We start from the raw sequence: 12757 nt of genomic DNA on the forward strand, positions 1-12757 counted from the left end.
CACCCTAAACTATCATGACTGTTTACGGTTCAACAACGGCTTTTCATACCATTGCAATTCTACGTCATCATCAAAATTGTGTTGACTAAATATAACGGGCACATTGTCGTCACGTTCGCGTCTTCGATCGTCAATAATCATACTTTCTGCATTTTTGACCGCGATCTCACTATTGCGTTTATAGAGCACCAATTTGTCTTCTGGCAATGCTGACAGAAAATCGATATCAAAACGAATATAGATAGGTTTTAGCTGACCTAAAGCCAAGCAAGCGAGATCGGCCAACTGTTCGTTGGTATAGCTAGACACATATTCCTCGGTAGCCAATACATGACCTACCAGAGTTTCCATATAGTTATGTACATCAACACTAATTTGCATACCACACCTCCATTTGTAGCGGTTCTTTCTAGTCGCAGTCGTTTCTAAATTTAATTGAAACCATGCAATTCCTAATAGCTTTCTATAACTCAGTTATAGGTTTTACTGTCCATAGTTGAATCTAAGGCGTTATTTAATCTGACTCTGACTTCATTACAGATCTTACGTCGTTCAATGATAACTGACCATCAAGTCCTTTAAGTGACAGCGCCAACGTAAGAGCAGTAGAGCAGATTTTGTTAAGTATCTATAACGACTAATTAATTTCTCATATATACTATGTAGTTCGTTCTAAGGTTAATAGCAACTCAAATACATATAAAAATGATTGCACCAATAGCGACCTATGACTATGTTTTTGCTCTAATTTAGGCAAAAAGCTTGGCAATCGCTTGTTTAACCGTATCCTACGCATAGTATTAAATAATAAGATCATCAATATAGTTAGGCTCACCACATAAATGGCATCATCTTTTGTAACGTCGAGCATGTTTCGATTTTGCTTCCCTTTAGTCCTGTTAACAATTTTGCTCGTTGGTATGGACAACGTCATTCTCGTGACGGACTCAAATTTAGGGTTTGCTAGCAACCTTCCTTACATTTTATTGAGCGTTGCGGTTCTGCTATGCCACACATTCAGACAAGGACGAATGGCGATGGTATCGGTGACCATGCTTGTCGCTTATCTGATCATCCAGGTTCGCTTACAAACACCTCTCAATACTGGCACAACGCTATTAGAGCTCTCGTTACTTGCGGCATTAGTACCTGTCACTTGCTTACTTGTTTATGCCTTCCCTGATAACGGCGTAAACTCAAAGTCGATGCTGCTCTACGCCATCGTTCTCGTTCTGTTTATGGTGTGGGCACAATTGATCGTCTCTCACTTCCATGCCGGCGGTTTTGAATCATGGAGTGATGGTCTTCTGTTTATTGTCAGAGACTTCTCCAAACTGCCTTTTGTTTTAGTGTTGTATAGCCTTTGTTTGCTTGGCCTTACTGCCATTCTAGTGTTGGTGTATAACCGCTCTATCGATGTTGTGGTTTACAGCGCTATCCTGCTTTCTTCATGTACGTTCATCTTCTTCGACGTTCAGTACATCTCCAGCACCATGTTCTCGTTGTCAGGCACGTTGATCATCGTCTATGTAATGTCCGCTAGTCATGATATGGCCTTTAATGACCAACTGACTAACATTCCAGGCCGACACGCCTTAGAAGTCGATATGAAGCACTTGGGGCGTAAGTATTCGATGGCGATGGTCGATATTGATCACTTTAAACAATTCAACGATACCTACGGCCATGATATTGGCGACGATGTGTTAAAACTGGTGGCGCGCATTCTGAGGGAAACCACAGGCGGCGCTAAAGCTTATCGCTATGGTGGAGAAGAGTTCACGATTATCTTCAAAGGCAAACATTCGGAACAAGTTAAAGAGCATCTTCAAGCTCTGATTTCCGAGGTTCAAAACTACGACATGACGATTCGGAATAGTCACGAGCGCCCTGACGATCATGAAGTGGGTATGAAAAAGCGTGGCAAGAACGGCAAATCATCAGAAGTAGTGAATGTGACGGTGAGTATTGGACTTTCCGATAGCACAACCACCAGACATCCTGAAGAGGTGTTGAAGCTTGCTGACCAAGCGCTGTATAAAGCGAAAGAAACCGGTCGAAATAAGCTGTGTATTGACCGTTAACGATGGTTAAAAGCTAAAGATATTGAGTACTAGAGAGCTAAATAGCTTAAGCCATTAATAGCGAACTGCTTCAATAACTATCACTTCCAAGTTCAACGAGCCTCATTGATTTGAGGCCATATAGCTCAAGTGGAAGAAGAGAGCTTAATCTTGGTTGAAGAAGATAACCAAGCTGCCACCTTTTAAGCTACTTCCGTAGTTAATCGTAAAACCTATTCCCACGTTATCGACCCACTCATTAAACAGGTTTGGGTTAAGCAACCAGCCAACACTACCCTCGTAGTAAGATGTGGTGCCCATAGAGGCCACCGTGTCACCACCAATATCAATTCGTCTTATACTCGAGTACATCGATGTGATGTTCTTATCCCAACGCACGAGATCATAGAAAACCTTGGCTTCATTGGCGATATACCACCCTTCTGGGTGACCGACATTGCCATTGTTCGCCTCGCCCCAGCCGATGCCATTAAAGTAATGCCAACTGGTGCTCAATTTATACTTTCCCCAGTCATTCTTATCTTCGTACATCAGCTTGATTTTAGGCTCGATGATGTAAGCCCAAGCATCAGTATTGAGATATACACCATCCAGTTGGTCTTGAATAGGCTTTAGCAATGAAGCGCGATATTCATAATCATTGCGGTAGTAAGAGATGTGGTTACCGATTGCAGAACTAAAGCTCCAATATTCGTCTAACTGGGACACATTCGCGAATTCGACGTAGCCAGACACTACCGACTCTTTTTGAAAATCGTTTTTATTTGCTGCCGCGTACTCGACATCGTTCTCGATCCGCAATGCAGACAAGCGCAGCGTCACCTCTTGATGGTTGTCTTCAATGTAACTTGGTAGTTCAAATGTGTAAGGCAAGCTGAGGGAGGTGATGTTTTGTCGACGACTCACCGAATCATTCGAACCGATGTCTTCATTGTCCAAACTAAATACTTTATTGGGATCAAAGTTGTTGATGCCAAAAGTGAAAACATCGGTATCGTTGAGCAATACACTGGTGGCAAAGCTCTGCTCTAGATCCTTTCGAAAAAGGTCAGATAGCGTATTGGCATTAACAGTGGTCGGCAAAGCGGTAAAAAATAGAGGAACCGCAAGCGTCCAAGATGTGTTAGTCATAGAAAATGACTTCGAATGTGGCATTTCTTTTATCACTTAAAGCACTTCTTAGCTCAAACGCTATTAGAAGTATAAATTCAAATATCTAAAAGAGCTCGACAACTAACGAGCAAGCTCCAAAATGTTGCGTTGTACAAAGGTATTTCTACCACTTTGCTTCGCTTGATAAAGCGCTTGATCGACCTTTTCATAAATAGAGGCGATAGATTCACCACCTTCTGGCACAAATGACAACACACCTTGTGACGCTGTCACTCTATCCGATACCGTTGAGTGGTCATGAGCGTAGTTCATCTCATGCAATGCCTCTTTAACTCGAGTCGCGTGTACCTTAGCGCCTTCACTGTCTGTATCGCTAAGAATCAGAACAAACTCTTCACCGCCATAACGACCGACAAATTCTCCCGCACGAACAAACAGCTGTTTCAAGGTATTAGCAAGTCCTTGTAAGCACTTATCCCCTTGAATATGTCCATAATTATCGTTGTAAGGCTTAAAGAAGTCTACATCTAGAAGTATGACTGTCATGGATATATTACGTCTTCCGTGCCACGCTATGCTCTCTTCAAGCTTAGTATCCATATATCGACGGTTATACAATTTGGTCAGGCCATCTTCGTTGGCTTGTTGCTGCAGAAGGATGTTCAGTTCTTCGAGTTTGGCTGTGCTTTGTTTTAGCTCTCGCCTCATGTGCGCGATACGTTGCATCGCAATCAACTTAGAATTTAAAACGACCTTGTTTACCGGTTTGATCAGGTAATCATCGCCACCAGCGTCAATCGCTTTCGCGATCATCTCAGGTTCTTCGTAACCACTAAGAAATATGATGGGAACCCATTCTGGGAATCGGCTTCGAACCTCATTAGCTACTTCAAAACCATCCATCTCTGGCATGCTAATATCAAGTAACACAAGTTCAGGATCAAAATCAGAATAAACACTCAGGGCTTCTTTTCCGCTACCGACAGCTTCTACAATATGACCCAGTTGCTTGAGTCGGATAGCAAGTTGCATCCTATCTAGTTGAACGTCATCAACCAGCAATATGCGCATCGAAGATCCCTTTTCTATCATCACATCACCTTTATCTAGTGTTGAATATTCAAAGTAGCTCAAATTTGGGCTTAAATCATGCCCTAATCTCTATATTATATTGACTTTTTTACAGATCTTTTTAGCATTGTTTCTTTTTAAAGAGAAATACTATGTCAGACGCTACAAACAACGAACAACAAGAAATCGATTTAACCACCATCTCACCAGAACTTCGTCAAGTTATCGAATTTGATGGCGTGCCAAAAGAGATGCACTTTATGGTTACTTCTATTCACGAAGTGTCTGAAGAAGCAGTACGCGAAGCTTGGGACAGCCTTCCAGCAAGCGCACAAAATGTTTTAGACAACTTCGAGCAGTTCCACGCTCTAATCTCAGTTAGCCAAGCTTTCGCTGGTGTTAACGTGATGGAAGAGTTCCCTACTCTTAAACTTCCAGAAGACATGACTGACGAAGAAAAAGAAGAGTACCGTGCTCAACTGCTAGACCAAGTTCTACACAACTGTGTAAAAGACATGGTTAAACAAATCAAGAAAGCTCGTCGTGATGCTATCTTGAAGCGTGATTTCAAAGAAGTTTTTACTAAGTAAGTCGCTAGTCGCCTAAATCTAGGTAGAGCGCTAACAGTAATACTTAAGATTAAGCCGCATGTTGCTTTAAACACGCGGCTTTTTTATATCCGCTATTTTCTGTAGTTCGATCGTTACGTCTGTATGTTCTTGTTGCGAACGTTCATATTATTCGACAAATAATATGCCTTAACACTCATACAGTGTGGCGCAAAACTGGCAGTTATACCGTATAAAAATGACGCATGTCTCCATTCATGGAATCAAGATCGAATTTTCAGAACCTATAACAGGCAGTATCGCGACAATATCGAAAAGCTGGCCTTTTCAGGTTAATGCGTTACCGCGATATCTCTTTGAGCGACACTCACACCTTTAATTTGCGCGTAAACACGCTGCCCGATTTCTAGATTCAACTCATCCAGCGCCCACAATGTAATGGTTGCCCATAGGTAACACCCAGACTCTAACTCTAGTTCGACAGCGACACTCTGCTTATTTGTGCCTTGCTGGTGCGTCTCTACGCTTTTAATGGTGACAGGAAGGATGTTACGTATCGAAGTTCCTTTCGGCTGTTCTAGCGTGATAGAGACATCATTTGCCCTAACTTGCAGCCTCACTGTCGTACCAAGCTCACTCGACACTTTCTGAACCCACAATGACGTCGACTTTCCTAACATCAAGCGAGACAGCGCATAATCGTCATTGTGTTCCGCTAATGTCGCTTCAAACAACGAGCTTTGCTCTGAGAAAGATTGCCAAGGTTGCATAGCTCTCGATGCCCACACCTCTTCCGTCACACCCGACGAAATCACTTTGCCTTGGTCAATAATCACAAGGTGATTTGCCAAGCGTAAAATTTCATTGAGGCTATGAGTGACATAGATGATCGGTATCTGGACGGTTTCGGATAAGTTTTCCAGAAATGGCATCACTTCGCGCTTACGGGGCAAGTCGAGAGACGCTAAAGGCTCATCCATCAACAAAATACTCGGCTTGGATAACAATGCGCGGCCAATCGCCACACGTTGCTTCTCACCACCAGACAAACGAGCTGGATAGCGATCAAGCAATGAACCCAGAGACAACAGCGAGACTATTTGCTCAAAGTGCGCTTTATCGACGCTTTTCATGCCGTATTTAAGGTTCGCCGCCACCTTCATGTGTGGGAACAATCGCGACTCTTGGAACACATAACCGACGTTACGTTTGTGAGTCGGCAAATTAATGCCATTTTCACTATCGAACAGTGTGGTGCCAGATACGCTGATCAAACCTTTATCGGGCTGTTTAAGGCCACTGATCGCATTGATAAGTGAGGTTTTACCCGCGCCAGAACGACCAAAAATTGCCGTAATGCCACTACTTGGTAATTCCAAGTCGATATCAAAGAACGTTTCACCAAGTTGTTGCTGATATTGGAGGATCAAAGCACTCATGCATTGCCTCCCAAACGTTGTGCTGACTTTTTGTTAAGCCACTCAGAAAGCATCAATGAACCCAGCGCTATCACAATCGAAATGACACACAAACGCGCCGCTTCCATTTCCGCACCAGGGGTTTCAATAAAGGTATACATAGCCAAAGGAATGGTTTGAGTTTCACCGGGAATATTTGAAACGAAGCTGATGGTCGCTCCGAACTCCCCTAGGCTTCTTGCGAATGAAAGCATGGTGCCGGTAATAATCCCAGGGATCATCAAGGGCAAAGTTATCGTGAAAAATACACGAAGAGGTGACGCACCTAATGTTGCAGCGGCCTCTTCAAGTTTACTGTCTACGGTTTCTAGGCTCAATCTAATAGAGCGAACCATCAATGGCAGCGCCACAACCACGCAAGCGAGTGCTGCGCCCTTCCAGCTAAAGCTGAACACAATACCAAACACGTCATTAAGCCACGAGCCGATGATGCCTTGCCTGCCCATCATCACTAGCAGTAAATAGCCGATGACCACTGGTGGAAGTACCAAGGGTAAATGGACAATGCTCTCTACAATGCTTTTGCCTACAAATTGTTTCTTAGCAAGCAGCCACGCTAAACCAATACCGATAGGAATAAGCCATAAGATGGCAAACCCAGCGACTTTTAAGCTCAGCATTAAGGCTTGGTATTCGTATTCCGATAAATACATCATTTAACGCACTTCAAATCCAAAACTGTTCAAGGTGTCTTTCGCTTTTTCGCTCTTAAGGAAAGTATAGAACTCTTCTGCCACAACTTTATCACTCAACTTAGCTACAGGGTAACGTATTGGTGTGTGCAGATCTGATGGGAAGGTCGACACTAGGTTTACTTCTTTAGAAAGCAACGCATCCGTTTTGTAGACAATGCCAAGCTTAGCTTCACTGCGCTCGACTAAGGCTAAGGCCATACGAACATTGTTACTTGGTGCTAATCGAGTCTTCACATCGTCCCACACACCTAACGTTTCTAACGCTTCTTTCGCATAGATACCAGCAGGAACCGACATGGTGTTACCCACTGCAAGCCTTTCATTAGTAAGCAGTTCAGCCCATTGTTCACCTTTTGATAGGTCTAAAGTTACCGATGTCTCTTTAGGAGAAATCAGCACCAGTTCGTTTTCACATAGATTTGTGACATTGTCACTAGAAACCAATTTACGGTCGACTAAATGCGTCATCCATTTCTCATTTGCCGAGATAAAAATGTCTGCTGGTGCTCCTCTTTCGATTTGTCGCACCAAAGACGACGTACTCGCATACACAGGAATCACATCGACAGAATGGTCTTTCTCAAATTCTTCAACCAGCAAATTAACCGCATTGGTCATCGACGATGCAGCGTAAACTCGTAGCTTTTCGGCAGCAAAAAGATGAGTAGAAGTCAGTGCCGAAGTTAAGGCCATGGTTAAAAGGAAGACTCGCTTTTTCATTGTTATCACTTATCTATTGTTCGTTTAGTTTCTTTAGCTAACTTCTAAATGGCGGCTTAAGCAGTTAATTCAGGCCAAAGCAGGTCAAGATTTAAGTACTCTTCGATGGCATCAGCGATTCGATTAATACCCAGCTCTTTAAGCTGTTCGTGGTCAATCGCGGTCACATCGTTGGCTCCTGCCCATTCGCAAATAAGCGATAACGCATCACTGTTATCGAATACGCCATGCAGGTAAGTACCAAAAATCGAGTTATCTTGATTCACAGCGCCATCTAGGCTGCCAGATTCTAACTGAACCGGTAAGGCTGTTTCTTTGACATCAGTCTTACCTACGTGGATTTCATACCCTTTTACCTCTGCTGTTTTGCCACCCAGCGTCATGGTGCCGCGTACGTTAGTTAAGGTTTTCTGCTGTGTAAGGGTCGTTTCAGTATCCAGATACCCTAACCCTTCGCTGCTGCCGGGTTCCCCTTCAACGCCATCAGGATCGTGAATAATGTTACCTAACATTTGATAGCCGCCGCAGATACCCATCACTTTGCCGCCTAAGCGCAGGTGGCGTTGAATATCTTTATCCCAGCCTTGTTGTTTTAGGTAATCCAAATCTGCTCTTACCGACTTTGTACCCGGCAAGATAATTAAATCAGCGTTGTTTACACGTTCACCTTTACCGACATAACGTAAATCAATCGAAGGATTCAGTCTTAACGCGTCAAAATCTGTATGGTTGCTGATTCGGGTTAGCACTGGCACCACCACCTTAAGCTTAGCTTCTCCGTCAGACTCTTGAGCAGAGGTAATGGCATCCTCCGCTTCTAAGTTAAAACCATGCAGATATGGCAAAACACCAATGACTGGCTTGCCGGTTTTTTCCTCTAGCCAATCTAGGCCAGATTGAAGAAGTGCGATATCGCCTCTAAAACGATTTATCACAAAGCCTTTTACACGAGCTTGTTCAGATTCAGACAAGAGAGCTAATGTCCCGTAGAGATGCGCAAAAACACCGCCACGGTCAATATCAGCAACAATGATCACTGGGATGTCCGCTTTCTCTGCAAATCCCATGTTAGCGATATCATTTTCGCGAAGATTAATTTCGGCTGGGCTACCCGCACCTTCAATCATCACGCTTTCATATTCTTCAGAAAGTCGGTCAAACGAATCGATAACCGTATCCATCGCGACTTTCTTGTAATCATGATAGCCCGTCGCTTCCATGTTACTCAGCGCTCGGCCTTGTAGAATCACTTGCGCGCCGGTATCTGAATTAGGCTTTAGCAATACAGGGTTCATGTGAACGGTTGGCTCAATATTACAAGCTTGCGCCTGAACTGCTTGAGCACGGCCAATTTCGCCACCATCTTTTGTCACAGCACTGTTTAACGCCATATTCTGTGGCTTAAAAGGTGCCACTTTGATTCCTTTCCTTGCCAAAACACGGCATAAACCTGCCACCAAAACACTTTTCCCGGCATCTGACGTTGTCCCTTGAACCATAAGGGCACTTAATGGTGCTCGCATTCGTACTTAAATCCTTAATTTCTTAATTTTCAATTTATAGCTATGGGCAATCTCTCTCTGCCTCCATCTTAACGTCATTGCCAAGTAGATGCTCAATAAAATGAATGGAAAATGAATGTGTTACTCACTCTGGATTCAACCCCAGTGTTGTTTAATAGCTCCATCGAAACGAAGCTTGTGAACGATAACAGGCGACTCAACAAAAAACGTACTAACGAAAAGACACGTTTCAAATTTAGAAAAACGTTTCTACTAAAAACAACATTAAGGGATTCACCATGAAAAAGACTGTATTAGCTATCGCATCTACTATTATCCTTGCTCCTACTTTCGCAATGGCTAGTGACCACGACAGCAACAAGCACGAAAGCGCTATTGCTTATACTGGCCCGATTGAAACCGTTTCTGTTGCGACACTACTTGCCGACACAAGCATGTTCGCAGAACAAGAAGCAATTGTGGATGGCAAGATTGTTCGTCAACTAAAGAATGACACGTTTGTCTTCTCTGATGGCCAGAGTGAAATTCAAATCGAACTAGATGATGATATCCGCCTAACACAACCACTGACCGCTGATACAAAAGTTCGTATCTTCGGCGAATATGAAGGCGGCAAAACACCGGAAATCGAAGTGGACCACATCCAGGTTCTATAAGCGACTAATATAAAAATACTGACTTCAAATAATTGGCCTGCATATTGCAGGCTTTTTTGTATTATACTGCCGAAAAATATAATTTATATGGAGTCACCATGCCAAGTTGTACGAACAAGACTGTCCTTTTAGGGCTAGCTTTAATGTGTTCATTCTCTGCGTCTGCAAACAACTTTAACTACAACACATTCGAGCTGCGCATGGGAGCAAGTCCGAGCACTTTTGGTGGAGAAATAACCACTCTATTCACGCAAAATGCGCACTTTATTGGGCGTGCGGATAGTGGTTTTGAAAACGATTGGGATATTGCTGCAGGTGTAGGTTTTAACGGCCCTGTTAGTCAATTTGCTGATATTTATGGCCAAATGTTATTGCATAATATAGAACGTCATGACGAAAATAATATCAAAACTGAAGTTAACCTAGGAATTAAAGCCTGGATCGTTGCTAACGTTGAAGTCAATGCTCGATTTGGTCAGCTGATTGATACCGATAACAGTAAATCTATCGTTGGTTTTGGTGCTCGTTTTCACTCAACAGATCAACTGTCTGTTGGTGTAGATCTGCGAAATAACGGCACATACGGCCACCAAATTTTAATGTCCGCTCGATTCGGATTTTAAAAGCTCCCAAAACACTACTAGCGTTGTAAATAACTAATTTTAATAGCATTTACTTACAACGACTATCTTCAAGGCTAATACGTTCTGATACTTATTAGCCTTAAAAACCCTTCACATTTTACTTTCTATTCAGCTGCCTTGTTTGGTACAAAACTCTAAAACCTGTTTAACCTGCTTCTAATCTAACGTTCTGTTTTGAATCTCTTTTATATGATTAAGTTATAAATGGTGATTGATAAAACAACTTTACGATAGTACGCCGTACTGATACTCTCTTGCGAAATTTTAATAGAGTGAAGTACCGTAATGGGCGTTAGCAGCATTTCAATCAAGAACAAATTAACATTGATGTTTGTTGTCATTATTTTCGCAATGACAATGATTCAGACGTATATAACAGGGAAGCAACTTCTTAACGAAACGTACCGCTCGATTCAGCAGTATTCGACAACTTTAACGAATGCGAATGTCGCAGGTATTGAAAAGTGGATTGAGGGACGCATCAACGTGGTCAATGCTGCCAAAGATGCCTTTAAATACACTGACGATCCAACCAGTTACTTCACTCAAAGCACCAATGCAGGTCGATTCCAAATCGCATACGCGGGTCTTTCTGATGGCCAATTCCTGCAAGGTGTCGATTTGCCTGTACCTGAAGGTTACGACCCTCGTACCCGTGATTGGTACAAGGTTCCTATGGCAACAGGGCAAACAGTGGTCAGTGAACCTTACATCGATGTGGCAACCAATGATCTTGTTGTTACCATCGCGAGCCCTTTTAGAACCAATGGTTATTCTGGTGTCATCGGTGCGGATCTTAATCTCAACACATTGATCAATGATGTAGTCAGTATTGAGCAGCCTGGAGTATACGCATTCCTTGTTGATGGTAACGGTAATATCGTTGCTCACAGAGATCGTAGCTTAACACTGAAATCCGTGTCTAACGTTTCACGAAACCTTTCAGCTCAGAAAATTAAATTGCTTTCTCAAAGCCCGGAATTTGAAGAGCTAACTGTTGATGGTACTGAGTCCCTACTTTCAGCTCAGAAAGTCCCACATACTGATTGGTATTTCACTGTTGTTATCGACAAAACCAAATCTTTTGCCTCTTATCGCTCATTGCTACGTCAATCGGCGATTTTTGGCCTGATTCAACTTGCCGTTATCGCGTTTGTAGCAATGTTCATCATCAAAAAAGCCCTAGCGCCGCTAACAACGTTAAGCTCCGCAATGGAAGCTCTCTCTAAGGGCGATGGCGACTTAACACAGCGTATTACAGTAAACAGCAAAGACGAAATCGGTACCCTAGCGCACCACGTCAATGCATTCATCGCCAAGCTTCAAGAGATCGTACGTGATATTGCGGATTCTTCGCACCAGCTTAACCAGCAGTCTGAAGTCAGCACCAATGTTGCTCGTCAAACCAGCGAAGGCCTATCGGTTCAACTGCATGAAATCTCTCAGATTGCGACCGTAGTGCATGAGATGTCGACAACGGCAGAAGAAGTGGCGAACAACGCACAAATGACCGCTGACTCAGCGATCAGCTCAACAGAAAACTGTGAGCAAGGTAAACAAGTGATCATTCGTAACCAAAATTCGATCACCAACCTTGCACAACAAGTAGAGAATGCCTCAGGTATTATCCAAGAGCTTGAAAAGAACGCATTGGATATCAATACGATTCTCTCGACCATTTCTGATATTGCTGAACAAACGAACCTACTCGCTCTTAATGCAGCAATTGAAGCGGCACGTGCCGGTGAACAAGGGCGTGGCTTTGCGGTTGTAGCTGATGAGATTCGTGAAATGATCGAGACGCTACAGAAAAACAGCGTGAGCGCAGTGGAATCGATGCAACGCAGCCAAGACTTGGCGCAATCAAGTGTCGATGACGCGAATAACGCCACAACTGCATTAGAAGAGATTGCGACGTCTATCCAGCAAATCTCAGATATGGCTTCACACATCTCGAACGCAGCTTCTGAGCAACGAACCGTAACTGGTGAAGTCAGTAAGAATATTCAGTTGGTTAACGACGTGTCAGATAACATGTCGACAGAAGCGGACAACTCTCGTCAACTTTCTGAAGAGTTACGCGGCATTGCTCAACAGTTAAATACGCAGGTTCAACTGTTCAAATATTAAAAGATAGCGGTTCGTATATGAAAATATGATTAAGCGCAAATCTAGCAAAAAGCCCCCGACCACAATTGTGGTCG

12 protein-coding genes are annotated in these 12757 nt (G+C 43.2%); 5 read left to right on the plus strand and 7 right to left on the minus strand.

The features are described 5' to 3' along the window. Positions 1-12: 12 nt before the first annotated feature. Positions 13-381 (minus strand): late competence development ComFB family protein, encoded by a 369-nt coding sequence (locus AB6E85_RS12735; protein ID WP_017060104.1) that lies wholly within the window; start codon positions 379-381, stop codon positions 13-15. A gap of 461 nt (positions 382-842) precedes the next feature. On the opposite strand from AB6E85_RS12735, the gene AB6E85_RS12740 reads away from it, so the two are divergent. Beyond that, positions 843-2084, plus strand: coding sequence for a GGDEF domain-containing protein (locus tag AB6E85_RS12740; protein WP_372142918.1), 1242 nt, complete (start codon positions 843-845; stop codon positions 2082-2084). A 144-nt stretch (positions 2085-2228) separates the two neighbouring features. Here AB6E85_RS12740 and AB6E85_RS12745 read toward each other — a convergent pair whose 3' ends face one another. Together AB6E85_RS12745 and AB6E85_RS12750 are read right to left on the minus strand one after the other, a co-directional pair. After that, on the minus strand, positions 2229-3239 hold the full coding sequence (locus AB6E85_RS12745; RefSeq protein ID WP_048608286.1) for a Solitary outer membrane autotransporter beta-barrel domain: 1011 nt from the start codon (positions 3237-3239) through the stop codon (positions 2229-2231). 78 nt (positions 3240-3317) lie between these two features. Next, positions 3318-4289 carry a diguanylate cyclase gene (locus tag AB6E85_RS12750; RefSeq protein WP_372142920.1) on the minus strand — a complete coding sequence of 324 codons (972 nt, stop codon included), beginning with the start codon at positions 4287-4289 and terminating at the stop codon, positions 3318-3320. A gap of 131 nt (positions 4290-4420) precedes the next feature. Between AB6E85_RS12750 and AB6E85_RS12755 the strand changes: the two genes are divergently transcribed. After that, a complete protein-coding gene (locus AB6E85_RS12755; RefSeq protein WP_017069091.1) occupies positions 4421-4858 on the plus strand; it encodes a DUF3069 domain-containing protein in 438 nt (145 codons plus the stop codon). 311 nt (positions 4859-5169) lie between these two features. On the opposite strand, the gene modC is transcribed toward AB6E85_RS12755, so the two are convergent. Genes modC through AB6E85_RS12775 form a run of 4 tightly spaced genes read right to left on the minus strand, consistent with a single transcriptional unit; the run spans position 5170 to position 9253 of the window. After that, on the minus strand, positions 5170-6276 hold the full coding sequence (modC, locus tag AB6E85_RS12760) for a molybdenum ABC transporter ATP-binding protein ModC (protein ID WP_048613560.1): 1107 nt from the start codon (positions 6274-6276) through the stop codon (positions 5170-5172). Next, on the minus strand, positions 6273-6971 hold the full coding sequence (gene modB / locus AB6E85_RS12765; RefSeq protein ID WP_019822703.1) for a molybdate ABC transporter permease subunit: 699 nt from the start codon (positions 6969-6971) through the stop codon (positions 6273-6275). The genes modC and modB overlap by 4 nt, the downstream gene beginning before the upstream one ends. Beyond that, entirely contained in the window at positions 6972-7730 is a 759-nt protein-coding gene (gene modA, locus AB6E85_RS12770; RefSeq protein WP_372142922.1) for a molybdate ABC transporter substrate-binding protein, read from the minus strand. It abuts the gene before it with no gap. Positions 7731-7786: 56 nt separating this feature from the next. Next, on the minus strand, positions 7787-9253 hold the full coding sequence (locus tag AB6E85_RS12775; RefSeq protein WP_372142924.1) for a cobyric acid synthase: 1467 nt from the start codon (positions 9251-9253) through the stop codon (positions 7787-7789). Between the two features lie 278 nt (positions 9254-9531). On the opposite strand from AB6E85_RS12775, the gene AB6E85_RS12780 reads away from it, so the two are divergent. The 3 genes from AB6E85_RS12780 to AB6E85_RS12790 all read left to right on the plus strand — a co-directional run bounded on the left by AB6E85_RS12780 (position 9532) and on the right by AB6E85_RS12790 (position 12683). After that, complete coding sequence (locus AB6E85_RS12780; RefSeq protein ID WP_372142926.1) at positions 9532-9909, plus strand: YgiW/YdeI family stress tolerance OB fold protein; 378 nt, start codon at positions 9532-9534, stop codon at positions 9907-9909. A 98-nt stretch (positions 9910-10007) separates the two neighbouring features. After that, the gene (locus AB6E85_RS12785) at positions 10008-10532 is read left to right on the plus strand and encodes a hypothetical protein (protein WP_372142927.1); all 525 of its coding nucleotides are present in this window, start codon (positions 10008-10010) and stop codon (positions 10530-10532) included. Between the two features lie 306 nt (positions 10533-10838). Next, positions 10839-12683 (plus strand): methyl-accepting chemotaxis protein, encoded by a 1845-nt coding sequence (locus AB6E85_RS12790; RefSeq protein ID WP_372142930.1) that lies wholly within the window; start codon positions 10839-10841, stop codon positions 12681-12683. Positions 12684-12757: the final 74 nt, after the last annotated feature.

Origin of the sequence: Vibrio sp. 10N.247.311.51 (assembly GCF_041467855.1) — a bacterium.
In the GTDB taxonomy this organism is placed as follows: domain Bacteria; phylum Pseudomonadota; class Gammaproteobacteria; order Enterobacterales; family Vibrionaceae; genus Vibrio; species Vibrio coralliirubri.

Coding starts and splice junctions, on each gene's coding strand:
- AB6E85_RS12750 (WP_372142920.1), bottom strand. CDS start 4,289: ATGATAGAAAAGGGATCTTCGATGCGCATATTGCTGGTTGATGACGTT.
- AB6E85_RS12740 (WP_372142918.1), top strand. CDS start 843: ATGGCATCATCTTTTGTAACGTCGAGCATGTTTCGATTTTGCTTCCCT.
- AB6E85_RS12735 (WP_017060104.1), bottom strand. CDS start 381: ATGCAAATTAGTGTTGATGTACATAACTATATGGAAACTCTGGTAGGT.
- AB6E85_RS12775 (WP_372142924.1), bottom strand. CDS start 9,253: ATGCGAGCACCATTAAGTGCCCTTATGGTTCAAGGGACAACGTCAGAT.
- AB6E85_RS12755 (WP_017069091.1), top strand. CDS start 4,421: ATGTCAGACGCTACAAACAACGAACAACAAGAAATCGATTTAACCACC.
- modB (WP_019822703.1), bottom strand. CDS start 6,971: ATGATGTATTTATCGGAATACGAATACCAAGCCTTAATGCTGAGCTTA.
- AB6E85_RS12785 (WP_372142927.1), top strand. CDS start 10,008: ATGCCAAGTTGTACGAACAAGACTGTCCTTTTAGGGCTAGCTTTAATG.
- modC (WP_048613560.1), bottom strand. CDS start 6,276: ATGAGTGCTTTGATCCTCCAATATCAGCAACAACTTGGTGAAACGTTC.
- AB6E85_RS12790 (WP_372142930.1), top strand. CDS start 10,839: ATGGGCGTTAGCAGCATTTCAATCAAGAACAAATTAACATTGATGTTT.
- AB6E85_RS12745 (WP_048608286.1), bottom strand. CDS start 3,239: ATGCCACATTCGAAGTCATTTTCTATGACTAACACATCTTGGACGCTT.
- modA (WP_372142922.1), bottom strand. CDS start 7,730: ATGAAAAAGCGAGTCTTCCTTTTAACCATGGCCTTAACTTCGGCACTG.
- AB6E85_RS12780 (WP_372142926.1), top strand. CDS start 9,532: ATGAAAAAGACTGTATTAGCTATCGCATCTACTATTATCCTTGCTCCT.